The sequence below is a fragment of the Halovulum sp. GXIMD14794 genome, assembly GCF_054457455.1.
On record NZ_JBTLNF010000005.1, the window covers coordinates 306,229 to 327,855 of the forward strand.

Sequence of the window (21,627 nt, forward strand, 5' to 3'; positions counted from 1 at the left end):
GCCGATGAGCAACACGATCCGCATCAACCTTGCGCTTCAGGGCGGAGGCGCGCATGGCGCCTTCACCTGGGGCGTGCTCGACCGGCTTCTCGAGGAAGAGGACATCGAGGTCGAGGGCATTACTGCGACCTCCGCCGGGGCGATGAACGCGGCTGCGCTGAAATACGGCTGGATGCTCGGCGGACACGAAGGCGCGCGGGCCAAGCTCAACGCGTTCTGGGAAGAGATCTCGGCACACACCGTGATGCCGAACTGCATGATCAACACCTGGCTGGCGCCGCTGATGCCGGACCCGGCGCAGTTTTCGAAACTGGTCGAACGCAGCGCGGCTTACGCGGCGATGGACATCGCCACGCGGATGTTCTCGCCCTACGAGATCAATCCGCTGGGCATCCACCCGCTGCGCCCGGTGGTCGAGAAGATGCTGGATTTCGACAAGGTCTGCGCACTGGGCGGGCCGAAGCTGTTCGTCTCGGCCACCAATGTGCGCACCGGCAAGATCAAGGTGTTCTCGGGCGACGAGATCAGCGTCGACAGCCTTCTGGCCTCGGCCTGCCTGCCGACGCTCTACCAGGCCGTCGAAATCGAGGACCCCGCGACGGGCCGTGTGGAGGCCTATTGGGACGGCGGCTACATGGGCAACCCGGCTCTCTTCCCGCTGTTCTACGAGACCGAGAGCCGCGACGTGCTGATCGTGCACATCAATCCGACCTACCGGGACGAGGTGCCGCGTTCGGCCATGCAGATCATGAACCGGATCAACGAGATCAGCTTCAACTCATCGCTGCTGCGGGAGTTGCGGGCCATCGATTTCGTGCGGCGGCTGATCGAGGATGGACAGGTACGAAGCGGGACGATGAAGGACGTGCTGATCCACTCGATCATGGACGACGAGTTGATGAGCAGTCTAGGCGTCGCCACCAAGATCACTCCGAACCGGTCGTTCCTTCTGCATCTCAAGGCGGCGGGGCGCTCGCGGATGGACGCTTTCCTGCGCGATCACAGGGCCGATCTGACCCAGCGCAGTACCGTCGATCTGCGCGAGATGTTCGGCTGAAGCCTCAGGGCTCGACCGAGGTCACCCAGAGGATCGTCGCATCGTCCTCGCTGACCGAGATCACGTTGTGCCCCATCGCGGCGTCGTAATAGGCGCTGTCGCCCCGGCGCAGGCGCACGGGGGCGTAGAACTCGGTGTAGAATTCGACGATGCCCGACAGCACGTAGAGGAATTCCTCGCCGTCGTGGCGGACCCATCCCTCGAAATCGTCGAAGCTGCGTGCGCGGACGATGGTCCTGTAGGGCAGCATCTGCTTGGAGCGCAGGTCGGTCGCAAGGATCTCGTGCTCGTAGGTCTTGGTCGGATGCGGCTGCCCCTGCCCCGACAGCGTCACCGCGCGGCGCCCCATCACCTTGTCGGTCTTGGGCGGCGTAAACAGCTGCGGGATCGAGATGTCGAGCCCCTGCGCCAGTTTCTGCACCGCCTCGAAAGTCGGCGACATCTGGTCGTTCTCGATCTTAGAGAGCGTTGAGCGTGCGAGCCCGGCCTTGCGGGCGGCCTGTTCCAGTGTCCAGTTGCGCGCCTTGCGCAGCTCGCGCACGCGCTTTCCCAGTTCGAGCGATTCGACCGGCTCGGCATTGCCTTCGCCGCGCGCGACGCTCAGCAGCGAGGGGATCTTGCGCTCGTCTCCCAAGGGGGCCTCCTGGATGGCCGCCGGCACGGGTTCAATCCCCCCGGCAGGCGCGTTAGAAGGCTTCAATAGGCCGGAACTGACGGCAAAGACAACCGGCAGCGGCCGGAAAGGACAGCCATGACCACCACGCTCGACATCATCTCGGACCCGATCTGCCCCTGGTGCTTCATCGGCAAGGTGCGGCTGGACCGGGCGCTGGAACAGCGTCCGAACCATCCGTTCGAGGTCCGCTGGCTGCCGTTTCAGCTGAACCCCGACATGCCGCGCGAGGGCATGGACCGGGCCGAGTACCTGGAGACCAAGTTCGGCGGTCGCGACCGGGCGGTTCAGGTCTATTCCCACATCGAGCAGGAGGCGCTGTCCTCGGGGCTGGAGATCGACTTCGGTGCGATCCGCCGCACGCCCAACACGCTGGACGCGCACCGGCTGATCCATTGGGCGGGGATCGAGGGGCGGCAGACCCTTGTCGCTAACCAGCTGTTCCACCGCTACTTCCTGAAAGGCCAGGACATCGGCGACGCCGAAGTGCTGACAGACGTCGCGCGCAGCGCCGGGATGGACGCGGACGTGACCGCCCGGCTGCTGGAGGGCGACGCGGATCTTGAGGAGGTTTCGGGCCTCGACACCCGCGCGCGCGAGATGGGTGTGACCGGAGTGCCCATGTTCATCATTGGCGGCAAGTACGCGGTTTCGGGCGCCCAGCCCACCGAGACGTGGTTGAGCATCATCGACGAGCTCATTGAAAAGACGGAGGAACTTCGGCAGTCCCTTCAGGGAGGAGAAGGCTGAGGCCTGCCACCGACTGCCGCCACGTCAGCAACAAGATGGCGACAATGGGGCTGTTTGTTTTTCGCTCATCTTTATTGTGACAGAAATGCTGCGTATGATTCTTGCGTGTTTACCGGTTGAGAACCGTTTGCCTTGCAGAGTGCGCGAGTACCTGAACGAAAAACAAACAGGACTTGGACATGAAATCCGCTCTCTTCGTGCCGCTTCTCGCGCTGGGATTGTCTGCGTGCGGTGACATCCCGCAGGAACAGGTTGGCAAGGCCGACACCGCGCCGGCATCGGCGACCCGGGTGGCCTGCGACAGCACTCAGCCCGGCTGCGCACAGCTTGTCGACAATGACATCGAAACCCGCTCTGGCCTGCACACCCGCAGCAGCATCGGACGCGCGTTCATGGGCGGTGTGGCAGCGGCCTTCTTCTGAGGCCGCCGCTAGCTGTCAGGCTGACGCCAGTTTCGCCAGGTCCTGCGCGATCGCGTAGGCGCCCTTGATCTTGTCCGAGTCGCGCTTCCAGTCGCGCCGCACGACGATCTTGTTCTCGCGCACCTTGGCGAGGCCCTTCTGCGCCTCGAGGAACTGCACCAGCCCGGCGGGGTTCGCATACTTGTCGTTGTGGAACTGGATCGTCGCGCCCTTCGGGCCGCCGTCCAGCTTGGCGATCCCGGCCCGTTTGCACATGGCCTTGATCCGCACGACGTTCATCAGCGTGTTGACCTCTTTGGGCAACTTGCCGAACCGGTCGATCAGTTCCGCCGCGAACCCTTCCATCTCGACCTTGGTGGTCAGGCTGGACAGGCGGCGATACAGGCCGAGGCGCACGTCCAGATCCGGCACGTAGTCATCCGGTATCAGCACCGGCACCCCGAGGTTGATCTGCGGCGCCCAGCCGGAGTCGGTCTCGGAAAGACCCTCCATCTCGCCGGACTTCATCTTGGCGATCGCCTCTTCCAGCATGTCCTGGTAAAGCTCGTAGCCCACCTCGCGGACATGGCCTGACTGCTCGTCGCCCAGCAGGTTGCCGGCCCCGCGAATATCCAGATCCTGGCTGGCCAGCGTGAAACCGGCGCCAAGCGAATCCAGCGAGCCCAGCACCCGCAGCCGTCGGTCCGCAGCTGGTGTCAGCTTGGCCCGCGGCTTGGTAGTGAAATAGGCATAGGCCCGCAGCTTGGAACGTCCCACCCTGCCCCGGATCTGGTAAAGTTGCGCCAGCCCGAACATGTCTGCGCGATGCACGACCAGCGTGTTCGCCGCCGGGATGTCGAGGCCAGACTCCACGATCGTCGTCGCCAGAAGCACGTCGTACTGGCCGTCGTAGAAGGCGTTCATCCGGCTATCGAGATCGCCCGCCGCCATCTGGCCGTGCGCGACCAGCACCTTCACCTCGGGTACCTGCTCGCGCAGGAATTCCTCGATCTCTGCAATGTCCGAGACGCGCGGCACGACGAAGAAGCTCTGCCCGCCGCGATAATGCTCGCGCAGCAGAGCCTCGCGGATGGTCACGCCGTCGAACTCGCTGACATAGGTTCGGATCGCGAGCCGGTCGACCGGCGGGGTCGCGATCAGCGACAGGTCCCGCACACCGGTCAACGCCAGTTGCAGGGTGCGCGGGATCGGCGTCGCGGTCATCGTCAGGACGTGCACTTCCGAGCGCAGCTGCTTCAGCCGCTCCTTGTGGGTGACGCCGAATTTCTGCTCTTCGTCGACGATGACGAGGCCCAGCTGCGCGAACTTCACGGACTTCGCGAGCAGCGCATGGGTGCCGACGACGATGTCGACGGTGCCCTTCTGCAGGCCCTCGCGGGTCTCGCCGGCCTCTTTCTGACCCACGAAGCGCGAGAGTTGCCGGACCTTCACCGGCATCCCCCGGAACCGCTCGGCAAAGGCCTTTGCGTGCTGCCGGGCCAGCAGCGTCGTCGGCGCGATCACCGCGACCTGGTGGCCCGACATGGCGGCGACGAAAGCCGCGCGCAACGCCACCTCGGTCTTGCCGAAGCCGACGTCGCCGCAGACCAGCCGGTCCATCGGGCGGCCCGAGCCCAGGTCCTCCAGCACGTCCGAAATCGCGTTCAGCTGATCGTCGGTCTCTTGATACGGGAACCTCGCGCAGAACTCGTCCCAGAGCCCGTCCGGCGGGGTGAATTCGGGGGCGGTGCGCAGGGCGCGCTCGGCGGCGATGCGGATCAGCTGATCCGCCATCTCCTTGATACGTTCCTTCAGCTTGGCCTTCTTGGCCTGCCAGGCGCCACCGCCAAGCCGGTCCAGAAGCCCTTCCTCGTGCCCGAAACGGGACAGCAGTTCGACGTTCTCGACCGGCAGGTAGAGCCGGTCGCCACCCGCGTACTCCAGCGCGATGCACTCGTGCGGCGCGCCCGCGGCGGTCAGTGTCTCGAGCCCCGTGTAGCGCCCGACGCCGTGTTCGAGGTGCACGACCAGATCGCCCGGGTGCAGGCTGGTCGCCTCGGTCAGGAAGTTCTCGGCCCGACGACGGCGGCGCGGCGCGCGGATAAGGCGGTCGCCGAGAATGTCCTGCTCGGTGATGACCGTCAGGCCCGGCGTGGTGAAACCGCTCTCGATGCCCAGAACGGCGAGGAACAGCCCGCCCTTGCCCTCGGGCAGCTTTCGGAAATCCTCGAGCACCTGCGCACCGGTCAGGTCGGCGTCTTCGAGCAGCGTGCCCATCCGCTCCCGCGCACCTTCGGAATAGGTCGCGAGGATCACGTGGCTTTCGCCGCGCCGCTCGCGGACATGCTCGGCGAGGGCACCGAAAAGGCTGATCTCCTCGCGCTGGCGTTCGGGCGCGAAGTTGCGGCCGACGCGGCCGCCCGCATCGGTGACGCCCAGACCGGTGGGTTGTGGCAGCACTGACAGCTGGCGGACCGCATGATCATCAAGCGCCGCGTCCCAGGCGTCTCCATCCAGGTAGAGCTGATCGGGCGGCACCGGCTTGTAGACGGTCTCCATCCTGTCGCGGGATTTCAGCGCCTCGGCCCGGTTCTGGTACTGGTCCTCGATCGAGGTCCAGCGCGCGTCGCGTGCGGCTTCCAGCTTGTCGTCCAGCACCACGGGCGCGCCGGGCAGGTAGTCGAACAGCGTCTCCATCCGATCATGGAAGAATGGCGCCCAATGCTCCATGCCCTGATGCTTGCGACCTGCGCTGACCGCCTCGTAGAGCGGATCGTCCGAGCCCGCTGCGCCGAAACTGGCGCGGTAAGTCTGCCGGAACCTCTGGATCGCGTCGGCGTCGAGGATCACTTCCGACGCGGGCGCGAGGTCGATGCGCTTCTCGGACGCGCCGCTGCGCTGGGTGCCCGGATCGAACCGGCGGATGCCGTCGAGCACGTCACCGAAGAGGTCGAGCCTCAGGGGCTGCGGCACGCCCGGCGGGAAGATGTCGATCAGCCCGCCACGCACTGCGAAGTCGCCGGGCTCGGTGACGGTGGGAGTTTGCGCGAAACCCATGCGGACGAGGAAGCTGCGCAGCGCGTCCACGTCGATCTGCTCGCCCACCCGGGCCGAGAAGCGCGCGTCGTGGATCGTCGCCCGCGCCGGCACCCTCTGGGTCGCGGCGGCGAGCGTGGTCAGCACCACCATCGGCCCCTTGGGCTTGTCGGCCAGCGCCGCCAGAACCGACATCCGCGCCGCCGAGATCTCGGCAGCCGGCGAGATGCGGTCGTATGGCAGACAGTCCCACGCGGGGAAGGCCATCACCGGCAGCTGCGGCGCGAAGAAGGCGAGCGCGGCGCGCATCGCCTCGAGCCGCGCGGCGTCGCGGGCGACGTGCAGGACCGGCGCGGAACCGCGCGCGGCAAGACCGGCGAGGACCGTCGCGTCGAATCCTTCCGGCGCGCCGCCGATCGTCGCGCGACCGGGCGTGAGTGGAGCTTCGGCTTTCATGCGCGCGGGGTACTCCTTGCGCTGGGTATCGGCAAGAGCGTCGCGGACGCTCGGGCGGGTTCGGTCAGATAGCTATGATGTTTCGCGCGATTTCCCAGATCGCGACGGCGACGGCGGAGCAGATTGCCATCAAACCGATCAGCTGGTTCTGCAGCCGCAGGTTCCGGATCATCAGGCGCAGCGCCTGTCCGCGAAGGGCGCGGTTCTCGATACGGAATGCCATGCGGACCGTCAGCACGTAGACGAGAGTAAGCGGCACCACGATGGTCGCGACCGCGCGAGCGAACTCGATGTCCGAGCGGATGCCGAGGGTCAGCAGCATGGTGATCAGGAAGGCCACGGCAGCTGCCAACGCCGTGCCGAAGCGGCGCGCCATGCTGGCGAAGCGGAAGCTTTGCGCGAGGATGAGCGCCTCGGTTGCGCGGGACCAGGGGCCGTCCTCGTCCTTCTCGCGGTTGGCTTCGACAACCATGTCGTAGGGTACGCCCATGGCGAAATGCGACGCCATCGACCAGGTGACGACATGCGCGATCCAGAACCACAGCGTCCAGAAGCTGTCGGGGCTCATGTATTCGCGAACGATACTCAAGGGCAGGTCCTCGGCGGGCGTCGGTCCCTATCGACCTACCCAATCGTGGGCGAATTTCAATCACTTCCGTCCTTGCAGTTGCCCATGGCCGCGCGCTCTGGCAGGAAAGCCGCAGGTTCCAGGAGCACGCCATGACACCGATCACCGCCCCCTTCCCCATGTCCCGTCCCCGGCGCTTGCGCCGTACCGGCTGGATCCGCGAGATGGTCGCCGAGGTGGCGCTGAGCCCGGGCGACCTGATCTGGCCGATCTTCATCACCGGCGGCGAGAACCGGCGCGAGCCGGTGCCCTCGATGCCCGATGTCGATCGGCTGTCGGTGGATCTGGCGGTCGAGGCGGCGCGAGGGGCGGCGGACCTCGGCATTCCCTGCATCGCGCTGTTTCCCTATACCGACCCGAGCGTGAAGACGCCCGAGGCCGAAGAGGCGTGGAACCCGGACAACCTGGTCAACACCGCGACGCGCGCGATCAAGGCGGCGGTGCCGGGCATGGGTGTGATGCTGGACGTGGCGCTCGATCCGTACAATTCCGAAGGGCACGACGGGATCGTACGCGATGGCGTGGTCGCCAACGACGAGACGCTGCTGGCGCTGGAAAAGCAGGCGCTGGCGCAGGCCGAGGCCGGTGCCGACATTCTCGGTCCCTCGGACATGATGGACGGGCGCATCGCGGTGATCCGGCAGGCGCTGGAGCAGAACGATTTCCAGGACGTGGCAATCATGAGCTACGCGGCCAAGTATGCCTCGGCCTTCTATGGTCCGTTCCGCGATGCGGTCGGCGCATCGGGCGCGCTGAAAGGCGACAAGAAGACCTACCAGATGGATCCGCGCAACAGCGACGAGGCGCTGCGCGAGGTCGCCACGGACCTTGCCGAGGGCGCGGACATGGTGATGGTCAAGCCCGGGATGCCCTATCTCGACATCTGCACGCGGGTGAAGCGAGAGTTCGGCGCGCCGACCTTCGCCTACCAGGTCTCGGGCGAGTATGCGATGATCGCCGCCGCTGCCCAGAACGGCTGGGTGGACCGGGAGCGGATCGTGCTGGAGAGCCTGACCGCCTTCAAGCGCGCGGGTTGCGACGGGGTGCTGACCTATTTCGCGCCGGAACTGGCGCAGGTCATCTGAGCATCTGCCGCCAGCCTTCCGGGTCGTAGCCGAAGGCTTCGAAATCGCGGGCATAGATCCGCTGCAACCGCTGGCAGAGGTCTTCGTCCAGCACCGACGCCCCCTTTGAGCTGGCATTGCGCGGCGTGCCAGCCTTCTCGCGCACCCAGTCCGGGTCGATGCCGAGCGGCGCGAACGCTTGCGCCAGCGGCTCGCCCAGGCCGTCCTCCATCCGCCAGGTGCCAGTGTAGGGCAGCGTGTCGAATAGGATCACGCGGCGCTGCTCCTCCCAATGGGTGTTGCGGCGGCCCGGGGTGCCGGCCTCGATGCTGTCGACGAAGGTCGCGAAGGGAACCAGCGTGCCGGGCTCGGCCCCAGGCAGTCCGCGCGCGCGGGCGTGGGCGCGCATCTTGGCAAGCTCTCCCTTGCGCATCGACCTCGGGTAGCCCGCATCCGCCCCGTCGGGCGTCGCGTTGTGACCGTCGAGGAACTTGTCGCGCCAGGCCGATACCGCCCGGGCATAGGGATCGCGTACGATTGCATAGATCGCGTATGCGCCGGGATCGGAGAGGAAATGCCGGTAGTCGCGCAGGCGCGCCACGGGCATCCGCCGGGCCATCTTGAGGAACGGGTAACGCCCGTTCGAAGGATCGGGTTTCCCCGCCTGCCGCAGCCCCTCGGTCAACAGATCACGCAGGAAGGTGGTCGCGACCTTCGGGTTCAATACCAGCGCCAACCGCGCCTCGCGCAGGACGATCAGGCGGAACGGGCTGAACAGCGGGTCGCGCAGCACGGAATAGGCGCTTCGGCCAGTCATCATGGGGCCTCCCTCGCCGCGCCGGGCGGCTCGTTCGTGCTAATATCGTGCCAGAGCATTGTCAAAACCGCGCTGGTGCGCTTTGGCCGACGCATTCGTTGCCGGACAAGCAACGGTGACACTGGCGTCTACAAGGTGTATCCCTTAGGACAACCGGCACAAGACCGGCTCAGAGGCGGACATAGGAGCAGAAAAGACGATGCCCGTGACAAGACGCAGTTTCATGCTGTCGGGAGCGGCGGCTCTGGCGGCGTGCGGCCCCGTGGCCAACGGATCCCAGATCGATGCGCAGGTGCGCGCAAGCCGCGATCAGCTGTTTGCCCAGTACCCGCAGTTCCAGAGCCTGGCCGATCGCTCGGCGGGCGTTCTGATCATCCCCGAGATCGTCAAGGGCGGCCTGATCGTCGGCGCCGCCTACGGCGAGGGCGCGCTGCTGGTGGGCGACGCGGTGGTCGACTACATCTCGGTCGCGGCCGGTTCGCTGGGTTTCCAGGCCGGTGTACAGACTTTCGGCCAGGCGCTGTTCTTCGTCTCGCCCGAGGCGTTGGCCGCCTTCCGCCGCGCCGATGGCTGGCAGCTGGGCGTTGATGCCGAAGCGACCGTGCTCGAGGACGGGGTCGCGGCGAGCGTCACGACAAACACCGTCAACCAGCCGATCTACGAACTGGTCTACGGCCAGCGCGGACTGCTGCTGGGCGCGAGCCTCGAAGGCGCCAAGTACAACCGCTTGATCCGCTGAACCCGGCCGTCCCGCGTGGACGGCGATATACCTGCGCGCACGGGGCCGGTCGTGGCTTGCTCCCGGCGCGGCCTCTGGGCACTGTCTGGCCATGACGCGAACCCTTTTCAACTGGCTGCTCAGGGCTCTGGGCCTGGTCGTGCTGCTGGCGGCGCTTGCCGCCGGTCTGGCTTGGTACCTGGCCTCGCACTCGCTACCGGATTACGACGCCACGCACCGCCTGCAGGACGCACCCGGCGAGGTCGAGATCGTTCGCGACAACTACGCCGTGCCGCATATCTTCGGTGAAACGGACGAAGCGGTGCTCTACGGGCTGGGCTTCGCCCATGCGCAGGACCGACTGTGGCAACTGACGCTGACCCGCCGCGTCGCGCAGGGTCGCCTGTCGGAACTGTTCGGCGAGCGGACTGTCGAGGTCGACCACCTGATGCGGGCGCTCGACATCTACGGCGTGGCGCGCGAGACGGCGCGGAAGCAATCCCCCGAGGTGACTACGCAACTGCAAGCCTATGCGGACGGGATCAACGCCTATATCGACCTGGTGCAGCGCGAGGCCCTGGGCCGCGGTGCGCCCGAGTTCTTCCTGTTCGAGCCGCAAATCGCGCCCTGGACCCCGACCGACAGCGTTGCAGTGATGAAAGTCATGGCGCTACGCCTTTCGGACAAGGCCAGCAAGGAGGCGCTGAGGGCCGCCGCCTCGTTGCGCCTTGACCCCGAGCGGATCATGGACCTGATGCCCGAGCCGCCGAACGCGGTGATCGCGCTTCCGGAATACGCCGGAAGCCTCTCGGTCATGCCCTGGCAGTCGGCCGAGGCCTGGCCCGAGCCCGATCCGCTGTCTCCGGTGCAGCCCGTCGGTCTTGCGGGCGCGTCGAACGCCTTTGCCGCAATGCCGGACCGCGCCGCCGCCGGTGCGTCACTGCTGGCCAGCGATCCGCACCTGGGGCTGACCGCGCCGGGGCCGATGTACCTGGCCCGGCTGGAACTCGAGGCAGGTGGCGTGATCGGCGCGACGATCCCCGGTATTCCCTCGATCCTGATCGGCCGGAACCGGAATGTCGCCTGGGGGCTGACCACCAGCTATCTCGACGATCAGGACATCTACATCGAACGGCTCGATCCAGAGGATCCCTCGCGCTACGAGACGCCGAACGGGATGCAGCCCTTCCGCACCCGCGACAGCGTGATCCAGATCGACGGCGCCGCGCCGCGCACGGTCCAGCTGCGCTGGACTCGGCACGGGCCGGTGATCCCCGCCCCGCACTTCGGCGCAGCGCAGATCACGCCTTCGGGTCATGTCGCGTCACTGGCCTGGACCGGGTTCGAGACCGACGACCGGACCATCGAGGCCGCCTTCGGCATCATGCGTGCAGGATCCGTGGACGAGGTGCTGGAGCTGACTGATCTCTACCATGCGCCGTCCAACAACATCATTGTCGCCGACGCCGAGACCGTCGCCCTGCGCGCCATGGGCCGCGCCCCCCTGCGCCTGCCCGAACACGACAGCCAGGGACGGATGCCCGCCGCCGGATGGGTCGCGAAGAATGACTGGCAGGGTTATGCGGATCTGGACGACAACCCGATCAGCAAGGACCCCGAGGGCGGGATCGTCGTCAACACCAACAACCGGCTGACCGACGCGGAGTTTCCGAACCACTGGAGCTTCGACTGGGGCGACTCGCACCGCATCCTGCGCGCCGAGCGCCTGCTGAACACCCGCGAGTTCCACACGTTCGACAGTTTCGTCGAGGTGCAGAACGATACCGTCTCGCAGGCAGCGCGGGTTCTGCTGCCGCTGATCGCCAAGAACCTCTGGTACCAGGGCGAGCCGGCCGCGCAGGACACGGTGGAGCGGCAGCGCCAGATCGCGCTGGAGGCGATGGCGAACTGGAACGGCGAAATGAGCCAGCACAGTTTCGAGCCGCTGGTCTACACCGCCTGGGTCCGGCAGTTGCAGCGGCGGCTGGTGATCGACGAGCTGGGGCCGCTGGCCGAACGGTTCTCGCGCCCCGACCCGTTGTTCCTGGAGCGCGTCTTCCGCGACGTCGACGGCGCCTCGGAGTGGTGCGACATCCGGCAATCCGACACGGTCGAGACCTGCGAGGAAATGGCCCGACTGTCCCTGGACGCGGCGCTGCTGGAACTGGCCGAAACCTATGGCAACCGCGTGGACAGCTGGCGCTGGGGCGCGGCGCATGTCGCGCTCCACAAGCACGAGGTGCTGGGCGACGTGCCGCTGCTGGGCTGGCTGGTCAACATCCGTCAAGAGACACCCGGCGGCGATACCACGCTGATGCGCGGCCAGATCCGGGCGCGCGGCGAGGCCCCCTACACCAATGTCCACGCCAGCGTGTTCCGCTCTGTGGTGGATTTCGCCGATCCCGAAAGCTCGGTCTTCGTACTGAGCACCGGACAAAGCGGGCACGTCCTGTCACGTCACTACGACGATCTGGCGCTACTCTGGCGCCGGGGCGAGTACATCTCGATGGCACTCGATCCGGCCGTCGCGCGCGGCGGTGCGGTCGGAGTCACACGGCTGGTGCCGCAGGGCGCGGCGCGCGGCGCGGACTAGCGCAGCGCGGTCCGATTCAGGCGCGCGCCCGGGGTATCACCGGGACCGCGCATCACCGCGTCGACCAGCGCCGCGCGCGGGTCGTTGTCGATCTCGAGCAGGCGCTGCACCTCGACCTCGACCTCCGGCGGCACCACGCCGCCCGAGGCTGCGCGCAACTGCCGGGCGGCATCGTCCATCGACAGCCGGATCTCGTCTTCGAGTTCCCGGATCATGAACAAGGTCTGCGCATGATCCATGGCCCGCAGCAGGTCACCGCGCAGTGTCTCGCGTTCGAGCCGCAAGCGCTGCAAGTCTGCGAGTATCGGCTCCAGCCGGAAGGCTTCGCCCGCCGAAACCAGCCTATCGGCGTCGGCGATGCTACGGCGAATGCCAGCCATCTCGTGCCGGATCGCGTCCATGTCAGTCTGCATGGCAGCCATGGAACGCTCGGGCGGATACTGCGCGGCGAGCAGGTCGCGCGCCTCGGCAAGAGCCTCCGCCATGTCCCTGCCCTCGAGGATCGCGTCTCGGTAGGCGGCGATCCGGCCAAGGAAGCTGTTCGGGGCCCACTCGGCAAGATCGAGATCGTCCAGATCGTCACCATCGAGCGCCCCTGTCAGAACGGCGAGTATTCCAGAGGGATCCAGCTGCTGCGCCGCGAAGCTGCCCGCAAACGGCCCAGGGACCGTGCCCGGGATGTCGGGCGCCGGGAACTCCACCAACGGGGTTGCCGACGTCGCCTGCGCTGCGCCCGCTGGCGGAGCCGACACGGCGTTCGGAACAGGCGCATTGGGGACAGCAACCATAGTTGCCGTTTCGGATGCCGGTCGCCTTAGCAACAACGGAATGGCGTCCTCCTCGCTATCGCTGGTCGCATAGTCCCTTGCCACGTTCGCCGCCGTGGTTGCCGCGGCGGTACGCTGCCGCGGCTCCGGTTCATCCGCGGGGCGATCCCGCTCCGGCGCGGGGGTGCGCGCGGTGCGCTCCGGTCGCGCGGGTTCGGGTTCCGGTGTCCGGGCCTCCCGCGTGGACGGCGCGGGATCGTCTCGTGGTTCCGGGGTAGGTTCAGGTTGGGGAGACGAGCGCGGCTCTTCACGCGGCTCCGGCTCCGGAGCCGGCTGCGATGCAGGTTGTGGCACTTCTCTCGGCGCCGGGGTCGGATCGGGCTGAGGAGCCGGGCGCGGTTCTTCCCGAGGGGCGGGCGTAGAGACGGGTTGCGGCGCCGGCTGGGGATTTGAGGGGGTTTGCGTGCCGCCGGTCGATCCGCCGGACGGACTCGGGCTTCCTCTGCCCCCACCCTTCCGGTCCTTCTTGTCTTTCTTGTCTTTCTTGTCCGCCTTGCTGTCCCGGTCGCGGGTGTCGCGGTCCTTGCCGCCCTTGTCGCGATCCTTGTCCCGCCCCCGGTCCTTGTCCTTGTCTCTGCCTCGGTCCCTGTCCCGGTCGCGATCTCGATCCTTCCCGCCCTTGTCTTTCCCCTTTGCGAAAGCAAGGTCGCCATCGATCGTCGTCAGGCCAACCGGAGACCAAGCGAGCGCGGCCCCGAGGACCGCTGCCAGAGCGTGTCTGGAATACTGGAACTTCGGCATCGTTCCCCCCAATGCCAGAAGGCGCGCCCCCGCGCCAAACCCCACTTACAGATATTCAGATATTAGGATGGTAGTGCAAAACTCGGATTCTGGCGAATCCGAAGCCAAAAAAGAAGCCGCCTCCGACCCGGGGGTAGGTCGGAGGCGGGCTCGGGGGATGGAGCCCTTTCGGGCTCCGCGGTAACTCAGTCGGTCTCGACCACGATCACCACGGGATCGTCGTCATCCAGATCTTCGAGCAGTGAGTCCTCGACAATCTCGTCCACCACGTCCGCCAGCGGATCGCCGTCCAGACCCAGCAAGCGCTGTACCTCGTCTTCGACATCCGGGGTAACAGGCTTGTTGGCGGCATAGTCCAGAAGTTCGTCCGAGGTCTCGACCGACAGCAAGATCTCGTCAGCGAGGTCCTCCACGGCCATCTCGGCCTCGCCATAGTCTTCGGCGTCGGTCAGTTCGTCACGCAAGTCGCGGCGCTCGTTCCGCAGATCACGCAGATCCTCCCGTGCGGCCTCAAGTTCCGAAGGATCGGCGTCGCCGTTATCGACATCCTCCTCCAGGTCGGCGATCTCTCTGCGCAGGGTCCGAATGTCCTCGCGGTTCTCGGCCAGATCGTCCTCGATTTCGCCGATCTCGCGCTCGGGCGGGTCCAGCGTCTCCAGCAGGTCGCGGGCCTCGACATAGTCGTCGGCCAGTTCGCGGGTATAGAGCACCTCGTCACGGTAGGCGGCGATGCGTCCGACCCGCGAGTTCGGCGAGGCATTCGCCAGCGCGTTCTCGGAGGCGTGTGCGGCGTTGAGCGCCCCCATCCGCGCGCGGATGTTCTTGCCCGACGGATCGAGTTCTTCGACGGCAACGCTATCGGCCAAGGCTCCGGTTTCGGTCGCCGACATTTTCTTGGCTTGCCCCGGAGGTACCCGGCGGTCATCGCCGGATATCGAGGACGCGGTCGTGGTCGACTGCCGCGAGGCACCGGACGTCGTTGCCTCGGTCTTCTTCTCCTGCCCCGGCGGGACCCAAGTGCCGCTGCTGCCATTGCCCGAGCCTCGGCTGGCCGTGGTCGAAGCACCGCTGGTCGAGGACTGACCGCGGTTGCCCGCATTGGTAGCGTTGCCCTTGTTGCCGGAGTTGCCCCGGGTATCGCTGCGCCCGCGGTCCTTGTCGTCCCGGTCGCGCCCACGATCCTTGTCGTCCCGGTCGCGACCGCGATCCTTGTCATCCTTACCCTTGTCGTCCTTGCCCTTCGCGTAGGCCATATCCGGACCTGCCACGAAATCGACGATGGGAACGACGGCAAGCCCGGCCCCAAGGGTCAGGCTGAGAGCGGCGGTCGCAAAAAGGCGCGCATTCATATGAGAGTCCTCCGAAAGCGTCGGCTGTCAGTGCCGACAATTCTTTCAGAGGGCGATCCGGGCAATAAACCCCGGTCTTTTCAGGCTAAACCGGGGTTTAATGCCTGATTTTTCAGGCGAAAAGCTCGTGACAGAGTTCCAATGCCTCGACCAGCGCGTCAACTTCGCCACGGGTGTTGTAGAGCCCGAACGATGCACGGCATGTCGCGTGCACGCCCATGTGCTCCATCAGCGGTTCGGCGCAGTGCTGACCAGCCCGAACGGCGACGCCCTTCTGGTCCACGACAGTCGAGATATCATGCGCATGGCCCGCACCCTCGATGGTGAACGAGAAGATCGCCCCCTTGTTCGGAGCAGTGCCTTGAAGGTTCAGCCAGTTGAGGCCCTTGAACCGGGACATGGCATAATCGCGCAGGTCCGCTTCATGGGCCGAGATGTTCTCCATCCCCAGGCCAGTCATGTAGTCAAGCGCCGCGCCCAGCCCGATCATCTGGACGATGCCGGGGGTACCTGCCTCGAACTTGTGCGGCGGGTCGTTCCACTCGATCGCGTCCTTGCGGACCGAACGGATCATGTCACCGCCACCGATGAAGGGCTGCATCTGCTTGTACATGTCCTTGCGGACATAGAGCGCGCCGGAGGCCGAGGGCCCATAGAGCTTGTGGCCGGTGATCGCGTAGAAATCCACGCCGAGATCCACGACATCGACCGGCATGTGAACGGCAGCCTGGCTGCCGTCGATCACGGTGACGATCCCCTGCTCTCGTGCAGCGGCGGCGATGGTCTTCACGTCGACGACAGTGCCCAGCACGTTCGACATGTGCGTGATGGCGATCATCTTCGTCTTCGGCCCGATGGCGTCGATCACCGCCTGCGCGTCGAGGCTGCCGTCCGGGTTCACGTCGACCCATTTCAAGACCACGCCCTGCCGCTCGCGCAGGAAATGCCACGGCACGATGTTGGCGTGATGCTCCATCACCGAAAGAATGATCTCGTCGCCCGCCTGGAGGTTCGGCGCGCCCCAGCCGTAGCTGACCAGGTTCAGGCCCTGGGTCGAACCGGTGGTGAAGATGATCTCTTCCTCGTGCGCAGCGCCGAGGAAGGCCTTCACCTTGCCGCGCACGGCCTCGTACTTCTCGGTCGCCAGGTTCGACAGGAAATGCAGGCCCCTGTGAACGTTGGCATATTCCTCGGCGTAAGCGCGGGTCACGGCGTCGATGACGACCTGCGGCTTCTGCGCCGAGGCGCCATTGTCCAGATAGACCAGCGGCTTTCCGTTCACGGTGCGCGACAGGATCGGGAAATCGGCCCGCACCTTTTCGACGTCGTACATGAGTTCAGCCCGTCCCTGGCAGAGGTATCCGCAACAGCTCCACAAGCAGAACCGCCGCAATCAGCATGGCCAGAAACGAGATAAAGACCCCGCCCAGGACTTTCAACACGTCACGGAAACCGTGAAGTGTCGCGGTGAACGCGGCGGTCGCCCAGAAGAACCACACGACAGAGCCGAGGCTGACGATCGTCCCGAGCGCCGGAAGCGCAAGGTAGGTGACCAGTTGTGCCAGTTGCAGGACCAGCAACATGGCCTGAACCCAGGCCATCAGCGCCAGCGCGCCCGGCCAGGTGCCATTGCCTCCGAAGGCGCGACCGATCCAGAGGACAAGCATGCTCATCGCAAGGAAAACAAGGGCTTGAAGCCCGGCAGTCAGCATGGGCGCAGCCATCAGGCTGCGCACCAGCGCTTCCTGCGGAATGGGCAGCACGAACTGAGAGGCCACCCCCAGGAGGGTGGCCAGGATGATCGCGAGAAATCCGATGCAGACCGATACCGGGGGCGGTGCGCCGAGCCTGAGGATCCGCCCCGCCGCCGTGCGGGGATGAACCAGGCTTTCGAGTATCAGCTGCCGCGCGAGCGGCACCATGTCACAGGACGCCGATCTTCCGCAGGTACATCGCGCCCAGCATCATCACCAGCGCCACGACCGACATCGACAGGAAGGCGATGGCGTTCTTGCGGAAGCCGTTGGCCTGCGCGATCCCCTGGCTGATGAACCACAGGAACGGCACCAGGCTGATCCAGTAGGGCGGCAGCGCGATCCAGTCCTCGCGCAGCACGGGGAAAAACGGCTCGAGCCAGGACATCGACACCGTGACCGCTGCCATCAGGAAGCCGAATGGCGCCGCAACCAGCGCCCCCCAGAAGATCCCGGCGCGGTTGGCACGCCAGCTGCCGGTGCCGCCGAAGAGGCGCACGAACACGGTGACGGTGCCCGAGAAGGCGTACATCGACGCGGTGCGAAGCATCAGCGCGGCGATCAGCCAGAGGCCGATTTCCAGAGGAACCTGTTCCTTCACGCCCGAGACCGGCGCGACCACCGTCTTCAGCGACCAGGACAGGAAGAAGATGATGTCCGACAGCAGCACGTAGAACAGGAGGCGGTGTTCCGAGGGATTTTCGGCGATCAGGCGCGCGGTCGAGGCACGCATGTCCTTCCAGGCGTCGATGATGCGATCGCCAAGGGACGCGCGTCGTTCCTCGAAAGTCCCGCCAGTCTGCAAAAGCATGGCTTCGGCGGTCTGATCGATCATGGCACTCACCTCTTCCCGTTGGGACGCGACTATTGCGCGCCATACTCGCGTTCGGGCACCGTACTGTGCGAACCAGGTAAGCAATGAGTTACGAACAAGACCTTAACGCGGCCTTGCCACCATATGGCTTCCCGCCGCTCAGCCTTGAGCCAGAATCACGCGGATCGCCAACAACGTCGCCATTGTTAGCCCCAAAAATACGGCCAGAACATGGCCGGCGCGGGCAAAGCCCTCGGATTCGGCGGCCATAACCGCCCATATCCAAAGGAAACCCAGGCCGACTGCCGCCGATGCGGCCTGCGCCACTATTCCGCCTGTTTCGGGCGGCAGCGCGGGCACCAGCGCCGAGATCAGCCCTTCGGCCAGTACCAGGGGGAGTGCCACCACGACCGCCCAGAAAAGGGCGACGCGCGCGGAATAAAAGCTGCCCTGCCCGCCGAACGCCCGCGCGACCAGCCGCTGCAGGGCGGCTAGAAGGTACAGCAGCAGCGGAAACAGGAAGATCGCCGCGAAAGCCCGGCCGGCGAGCACGCCCGTCAGCGCATCGCGCTGCGTCGCCTCGAGCGCACGCGCATCCGCGATGGCCGAGGGCAGCCCCGCCACGAAGGCCAGCGCTGCCGCCAGATAAGCATGGGCAAGAAGCCCGGCCTCGGGGGGCCGGGCGTCGAGCCTGCGCCGTACACCGCCGCGCAGGTCTTTCCAGCTGGCGGCGATGGACGCCACCAGCCCGTGCGGTTCGTCGGTCACGCTCAGCGCCGCCGCGACAGCCAGCCCGAGAGCCGTTCGCGCATGTCGTCGGCCAGGGTCTCGTCCTCGATCTCCTGGATCGCCTCGTCGAGGAAGGCCAGCACCATCATGTCCTGCGCATCGGCCTTCTGCACGCCGCGCGAGGTCAGGTAGAACATGGCGTCCTCGTCGATCGCCCCCACGGTCGAACCGTGCGAACAGGCCACGTCGTCGGCGTAGATCTCAAGCTCGGGCTTGGCGAGGAACTGGCTGTCGTCGTCCAGCAGCAAACCCTGGCTGATCTGGTAGCCGTCAGTCTTCTGCGCGCCCTGCTTGACCAGGATCTTGCCCTGGAACGTGCCCTGCGCGCCGTTGCGCAGAACCTTCTTGAAGACCTGGCGGCTTTCGCAGTTCACGCCGTCATGGGTCACGAAGACGGTGTCGTCGTGGTGGAAGGTGCCGTCCCCGGCAGCCGCCCCGGCCACATGCGCCTGCGCGTCGTCGCCGGTGAACTCGATCACGCTTTCATTGCGCGTCAGCACACCGTTGACGGTCAGGGTGAACGCCTTGAACGAGGCTTCGGCCGCCAGCCGCGCGAAGCTGTGCGTGACGGCGTGCCGCTCGTTGTCGCGGCCCTGGGTGCGGACGTGGTGGAACTTCGCGCCATGCCCAAGGTCGACCTCGAGACAGGTGTTGTAGCGCGCCCCGGCGGGGCCGGCCTCCAGCAGCGTCATCTCGGCGCCGTCGTCGACCTTCACGACGTGGTGCAGGACCACGTCCGAACTGTCCGACAGCTGCCGGTTCACGATCGTCACCGGGGTCGCGACGGTGCCCGAGACGCGAATCGCCACGCCCTGCCCCGCCACGGCGGTGTTCAGCGCCGCCAACGGGCGCGGCACCGGGTTCTGACCGCGCGTTTCCAGCACGCCGTAAAGATCCTTGGCCCAGTGGATGTCGGTCGCCAGCGCCTGCGCCAGCGGCTCGATGGTCAGGCCCTCCAGCGACAGCGCGTCCGACAGGCCTTCATCCAGCACGCCGTCCACGAAGACCAGCTTCACCTGCGCCCGATCACCGTAGAGCGCCTCCTTTTCCGGCTCCAGCGGAGCGGCGGACTTCGGCGCGTCCGAGGTCAGTGCGCTCGGGTCGGTGTATTTCCAGTACTCGTCGCGGCGGACGGGGGCACCCATCTCGCGCAGCCGCGCGGCGGCGGCGGCGCGGGCATCCTGCGCCCAGCGCGCGCCCGCTTCGGGCGCGGCGTGGCGGGACAGCAGCGCCTCGGCCAGGTCGAGTTTAGGTTGCGCGACCGCCATCAGGCCACCTCGCCTTCGAACTCGGCATAGCCGTTTTGCTCGACTTCCAGCGCCAGCTCGGGCCCGCCCGACTTCACGATGCGGCCGTTCGCCATGATGTGCACCACGTCCGGCTGGATGTGGTCCAGCAGACGCTGGTAGTGGGTGATCAGCAGGAACGACCGGCCCTCGGAGCGCAACGCGTTCACGCCGTCGGCGACCAGCTTCATCGCATCCACGTCGAGGCCCGAGTCGGTCTCGTCCAGGATGCACATGCGCGGCTCGAGCACCGCCATCTGCAGGATCTCGTTGCGCTTCTTCTCACCGCCCGAGAAGCCCATGTTGACCGGGCGCTTGAGCATGTCGTTGGTGATCTTCAGCGTCGCCGCCTTCTCGCGCACCATCTTCAGGAAGTCGGCCGAGTTGATCTCTTCCTCGCCGCGCGCCTTGCGCTGGCCGTTCAGCGCGGTGCGCAGGAAGGTCATGTTGCCGACGCCCGGGATCTCGACCGGGTACTGGAAGGCCAGGAACAGGCCGGCGGCAGCGCGCTCTTCCGGCTCCAGTTCCAGGATGTCCTCGCCCTCGAGTGAGGCTTCGCCTTCGGTCACTTCATAGCCGTCACGGCCCGCAAGCACGTAGCTCAGCGTCGACTTGCCGGACCCGTTGGGGCCCATGATCGCGTGCACCTTGCCGGCGGGAACATGCAGGTCCACACCCTTGAGGATCTGCTTGTCCTCTTCCTCAAGTTTCACGTGCAGGTTCTTGATATCCAGCATCATTCATCCTTCATTCGCGGAATTTGCAATACGCTCCGCGGGCCCTTGCCCGGGAACGGGAAACACGGATTCGCCCCAGCCGCGCACGGTGCCATAGGCAGGTGAGCGGGCGACGAAACGGTCGAGGCCCCCGGCCAATGTCGGCACCTGCCGATCCAGCCCGGGGGTGTAGGCGACGATCTGGCGCCCGAAGGGCAACCAGAGGAACAGGCCCAGCACGATCCCCAGCAGCGCACCGCTGCGCAGGATCTGGTTGCGGAGCATGAAGACGATGAAGACCAGCCCAAGCCCGAGCGCCCAGACGACCCAGCGGCGGCGGTCCTCGTCGATCTGGTCGGAGAGCCCCACGATCTGCGCCGAGGCCCGCCCCAGCGCGTCCGGATAGGCCAGCAGTACACCGCCAAGCACCAGCCCTCCCAGAAGGCCGAGCACGAAGGGAAGCACGACGCTGCTCCGTTCGGGCTCGCGGGCGTCGATCTGTTTCGATTCAGGGACGTAGCGGCGCGGCTGGCTCATGTCACTGCCCCCGCTCTTCACGCACCTGGTCGAGGCCGGGGTGCCGGTCGAACGTGTGCTTGTCCTCGGGCCGGTCGACCCGGTACCAGCCCAGAAGTCTCGCGATCCAGTTATGCGCGTAGTGGAACAGCGTCACGAACACGGCGGTCTTGACCACCGCCTGCACCAGCGCGGCGACATTGGTGACGTTTGGCCCGCTCAGGTACATGCCCGAGAGCAGGCTCAGGACGAAATAGATCAGCCCCGCAATGATGCTCGCGCCGAGAAACTGCATCAGACGCCCTCCACCGTGACCGAGGTTCCCGAGGCCGAGACCATCAGCATCGAGCTGCCCACCACCTCGTAGTCGAGGTCGATCCCGACCACCGCATTTCCGCCGATCGCCGCTGCGCGGTCGCCCAGTTCCTTCATTGCGGCATCGCGGGCTTCCTGCAGGCTGGCCTCGTAGCTCGAGGACCGCCCTCCCAGGATGTCCGTCACGCCCGCGAACAGGTCGCGCACGACATTGGCCCCCAGAATCGCCTCGCCCACCACGACGCCGTGGTAGGCCGAGATCCGGTGCCCCTCGATATTCGGGGTGGTCGTCATGATCATCGCAGCTGTCCCCTGAAGTCCTGTCCG

The 21,627-nt window shown here is 66.3% G+C and carries 21 protein-coding genes; 6 read left to right on the forward strand and 15 right to left on the reverse strand.

What is annotated here, in order from left to right; translation table 11 throughout:
• Positions 1–4: 4 nt before the first annotated feature.
• On the forward strand, positions 5–1,057 hold the full coding sequence (locus ACW9UR_RS13250; protein WP_458917467.1) for a patatin-like phospholipase family protein: 1,053 nt from the start codon (positions 5–7) through the stop codon (positions 1,055–1,057).
• Between the two features lie 4 nt (positions 1,058–1,061).
• Here ACW9UR_RS13250 and ACW9UR_RS13255 read toward each other — a convergent pair whose 3' ends face one another.
• Complete coding sequence (locus ACW9UR_RS13255) at positions 1,062–1,691, reverse strand: helix-turn-helix domain-containing protein (RefSeq protein ID WP_458917468.1); 630 nt, start codon at positions 1,689–1,691, stop codon at positions 1,062–1,064.
• A 117-nt stretch (positions 1,692–1,808) separates the two neighbouring features.
• Here ACW9UR_RS13255 and ACW9UR_RS13260 point away from each other — a divergent pair, with 117 nt between their 5' ends.
• Together ACW9UR_RS13260 and ACW9UR_RS13265 are read left to right on the forward strand one after the other, a co-directional pair.
• Positions 1,809–2,480 (forward strand): DsbA family oxidoreductase, encoded by a 672-nt coding sequence (locus ACW9UR_RS13260; RefSeq protein ID WP_458917469.1) that lies wholly within the window; start codon positions 1,809–1,811, stop codon positions 2,478–2,480.
• A 179-nt stretch (positions 2,481–2,659) separates the two neighbouring features.
• On the forward strand, positions 2,660–2,902 hold the full coding sequence (locus tag ACW9UR_RS13265) for a hypothetical protein (protein WP_458917470.1): 243 nt from the start codon (positions 2,660–2,662) through the stop codon (positions 2,900–2,902).
• A gap of 15 nt (positions 2,903–2,917) precedes the next feature.
• Here the strand turns inward: ACW9UR_RS13265 and mfd are convergent, their stop codons facing one another.
• Together mfd and ACW9UR_RS13275 are read right to left on the reverse strand one after the other, a co-directional pair.
• Positions 2,918–6,373 carry a transcription-repair coupling factor gene (gene mfd / locus ACW9UR_RS13270; RefSeq protein ID WP_458917471.1) on the reverse strand — a complete coding sequence of 1,152 codons (3,456 nt, stop codon included), beginning with the start codon at positions 6,371–6,373 and terminating at the stop codon, positions 2,918–2,920.
• A gap of 64 nt (positions 6,374–6,437) precedes the next feature.
• Positions 6,438–6,962 (reverse strand): hypothetical protein, encoded by a 525-nt coding sequence (locus tag ACW9UR_RS13275; RefSeq protein ID WP_458917472.1) that lies wholly within the window; start codon positions 6,960–6,962, stop codon positions 6,438–6,440.
• Between the two features lie 131 nt (positions 6,963–7,093).
• Between ACW9UR_RS13275 and hemB the strand changes: the two genes are divergently transcribed.
• A complete protein-coding gene (hemB, locus tag ACW9UR_RS13280) occupies positions 7,094–8,086 on the forward strand; it encodes a porphobilinogen synthase (protein WP_458917473.1) in 993 nt (330 codons plus the stop codon).
• Here hemB and ACW9UR_RS13285 read toward each other — a convergent pair.
• On the reverse strand, positions 8,079–8,882 hold the full coding sequence (locus ACW9UR_RS13285) for a sulfotransferase family 2 domain-containing protein (protein ID WP_458917474.1): 804 nt from the start codon (positions 8,880–8,882) through the stop codon (positions 8,079–8,081). The two genes, hemB and ACW9UR_RS13285, sit on opposite strands and share 8 nt — an antisense overlap.
• Before the next feature lie 199 nt (positions 8,883–9,081).
• Between ACW9UR_RS13285 and ACW9UR_RS13290 the strand changes: the two genes are divergently transcribed.
• Together ACW9UR_RS13290 and ACW9UR_RS13295 are read left to right on the forward strand one after the other, a co-directional pair.
• A complete protein-coding gene (locus ACW9UR_RS13290) occupies positions 9,082–9,621 on the forward strand; it encodes a lipid-binding SYLF domain-containing protein (RefSeq protein WP_458917475.1) in 540 nt (179 codons plus the stop codon).
• A gap of 91 nt (positions 9,622–9,712) precedes the next feature.
• Positions 9,713–12,193 carry a penicillin acylase family protein gene (locus tag ACW9UR_RS13295; RefSeq protein ID WP_458917476.1) on the forward strand — a complete coding sequence of 827 codons (2,481 nt, stop codon included), beginning with the start codon at positions 9,713–9,715 and terminating at the stop codon, positions 12,191–12,193.
• On the opposite strand, the gene ACW9UR_RS13300 is transcribed toward ACW9UR_RS13295, so the two are convergent.
• The 11 genes from ACW9UR_RS13300 to ACW9UR_RS13350 all read right to left on the reverse strand — a co-directional run bounded on the left by ACW9UR_RS13300 (position 12,190) and on the right by ACW9UR_RS13350 (position 21,600).
• On the reverse strand, positions 12,190–12,897 hold the full coding sequence (locus tag ACW9UR_RS13300) for a hypothetical protein (protein ID WP_458917477.1): 708 nt from the start codon (positions 12,895–12,897) through the stop codon (positions 12,190–12,192). The genes ACW9UR_RS13295 and ACW9UR_RS13300 overlap by 4 nt on opposite strands.
• Before the next feature lie 1,049 nt (positions 12,898–13,946).
• Positions 13,947–15,110 carry a hypothetical protein gene (locus tag ACW9UR_RS13305; protein ID WP_458917478.1) on the reverse strand — a complete coding sequence of 388 codons (1,164 nt, stop codon included), beginning with the start codon at positions 15,108–15,110 and terminating at the stop codon, positions 13,947–13,949.
• Between the two features lie 112 nt (positions 15,111–15,222).
• A complete protein-coding gene (locus ACW9UR_RS13310; RefSeq protein ID WP_458917479.1) occupies positions 15,223–16,443 on the reverse strand; it encodes a cysteine desulfurase in 1,221 nt (406 codons plus the stop codon).
• A 4-nt stretch (positions 16,444–16,447) separates the two neighbouring features.
• Complete coding sequence (locus ACW9UR_RS13315) at positions 16,448–17,032, reverse strand: Yip1 family protein (RefSeq protein ID WP_458917480.1); 585 nt, start codon at positions 17,030–17,032, stop codon at positions 16,448–16,450.
• Position 17,033: 1 nt separating this feature from the next.
• Positions 17,034–17,699, reverse strand: a complete 666-nt coding sequence (locus tag ACW9UR_RS13320; protein ID WP_458917481.1) for a hypothetical protein — start codon at positions 17,697–17,699, stop codon at positions 17,034–17,036.
• Between the two features lie 138 nt (positions 17,700–17,837).
• Positions 17,838–18,446 carry a YIP1 family protein gene (locus tag ACW9UR_RS13325; protein WP_458917482.1) on the reverse strand — a complete coding sequence of 203 codons (609 nt, stop codon included), beginning with the start codon at positions 18,444–18,446 and terminating at the stop codon, positions 17,838–17,840.
• Positions 18,447–18,448: 2 nt separating this feature from the next.
• Positions 18,449–19,735, reverse strand: a complete 1,287-nt coding sequence (sufD, locus tag ACW9UR_RS13330; protein ID WP_458917483.1) for a Fe-S cluster assembly protein SufD — start codon at positions 19,733–19,735, stop codon at positions 18,449–18,451.
• Positions 19,735–20,490, reverse strand: a complete 756-nt coding sequence (gene sufC / locus ACW9UR_RS13335; protein WP_458917484.1) for a Fe-S cluster assembly ATPase SufC — start codon at positions 20,488–20,490, stop codon at positions 19,735–19,737. Before sufC ends, sufD begins: the two co-directional genes overlap by 1 nt.
• A 3-nt stretch (positions 20,491–20,493) precedes the next feature.
• Positions 20,494–21,006: a hypothetical protein gene (locus ACW9UR_RS13340; protein WP_458917485.1), complete on the reverse strand. Its 513-nt coding sequence runs from the start codon at positions 21,004–21,006 to the stop codon at positions 20,494–20,496.
• 1 nt (position 21,007) lies between these two features.
• A complete protein-coding gene (locus tag ACW9UR_RS13345; protein WP_458917486.1) occupies positions 21,008–21,280 on the reverse strand; it encodes a hypothetical protein in 273 nt (90 codons plus the stop codon).
• A complete protein-coding gene (locus ACW9UR_RS13350; RefSeq protein WP_458917487.1) occupies positions 21,280–21,600 on the reverse strand; it encodes a heavy metal-binding domain-containing protein in 321 nt (106 codons plus the stop codon). Before ACW9UR_RS13350 ends, ACW9UR_RS13345 begins: the two co-directional genes overlap by 1 nt.
• Positions 21,601–21,627: the final 27 nt, after the last annotated feature.

What these genes read in the sequence shown, in the direction of transcription:
- ACW9UR_RS13250 (WP_458917467.1), top strand. Translation starts at nt 5, where the DNA reads ATGAGCAACACGATCCGCATCAACCTTGCGCTTCAGGGCGGAGGCGCG.
- ACW9UR_RS13260 (WP_458917469.1), top strand. Translation starts at nt 1,809, where the DNA reads ATGACCACCACGCTCGACATCATCTCGGACCCGATCTGCCCCTGGTGC.
- ACW9UR_RS13345 (WP_458917486.1), bottom strand. Translation starts at nt 21,280, where the DNA reads ATGCAGTTTCTCGGCGCGAGCATCATTGCGGGGCTGATCTATTTCGTC.
- ACW9UR_RS13350 (WP_458917487.1), bottom strand. Translation starts at nt 21,600, where the DNA reads ATGATCATGACGACCACCCCGAATATCGAGGGGCACCGGATCTCGGCC.
- ACW9UR_RS13310 (WP_458917479.1), bottom strand. Translation starts at nt 16,443, where the DNA reads ATGTACGACGTCGAAAAGGTGCGGGCCGATTTCCCGATCCTGTCGCGC.
- hemB (WP_458917473.1), top strand. Translation starts at nt 7,094, where the DNA reads ATGACACCGATCACCGCCCCCTTCCCCATGTCCCGTCCCCGGCGCTTG.
- ACW9UR_RS13320 (WP_458917481.1), bottom strand. Translation starts at nt 17,699, where the DNA reads ATGATCGATCAGACCGCCGAAGCCATGCTTTTGCAGACTGGCGGGACT.
- sufD (WP_458917483.1), bottom strand. Translation starts at nt 19,735, where the DNA reads ATGGCGGTCGCGCAACCTAAACTCGACCTGGCCGAGGCGCTGCTGTCC.
- ACW9UR_RS13290 (WP_458917475.1), top strand. Translation starts at nt 9,082, where the DNA reads ATGCCCGTGACAAGACGCAGTTTCATGCTGTCGGGAGCGGCGGCTCTG.
- ACW9UR_RS13265 (WP_458917470.1), top strand. Translation starts at nt 2,660, where the DNA reads ATGAAATCCGCTCTCTTCGTGCCGCTTCTCGCGCTGGGATTGTCTGCG.
- ACW9UR_RS13305 (WP_458917478.1), bottom strand. Translation starts at nt 15,110, where the DNA reads ATGAATGCGCGCCTTTTTGCGACCGCCGCTCTCAGCCTGACCCTTGGG.
- ACW9UR_RS13285 (WP_458917474.1), bottom strand. Translation starts at nt 8,882, where the DNA reads ATGACTGGCCGAAGCGCCTATTCCGTGCTGCGCGACCCGCTGTTCAGC.
- ACW9UR_RS13340 (WP_458917485.1), bottom strand. Translation starts at nt 21,006, where the DNA reads ATGAGCCAGCCGCGCCGCTACGTCCCTGAATCGAAACAGATCGACGCC.
- mfd (WP_458917471.1), bottom strand. Translation starts at nt 6,373, where the DNA reads ATGAAAGCCGAAGCTCCACTCACGCCCGGTCGCGCGACGATCGGCGGC.
- ACW9UR_RS13295 (WP_458917476.1), top strand. Translation starts at nt 9,713, where the DNA reads ATGACGCGAACCCTTTTCAACTGGCTGCTCAGGGCTCTGGGCCTGGTC.
- ACW9UR_RS13315 (WP_458917480.1), bottom strand. Translation starts at nt 17,032, where the DNA reads ATGGTGCCGCTCGCGCGGCAGCTGATACTCGAAAGCCTGGTTCATCCC.
- sufC (WP_458917484.1), bottom strand. Translation starts at nt 20,490, where the DNA reads ATGCTGGATATCAAGAACCTGCACGTGAAACTTGAGGAAGAGGACAAG.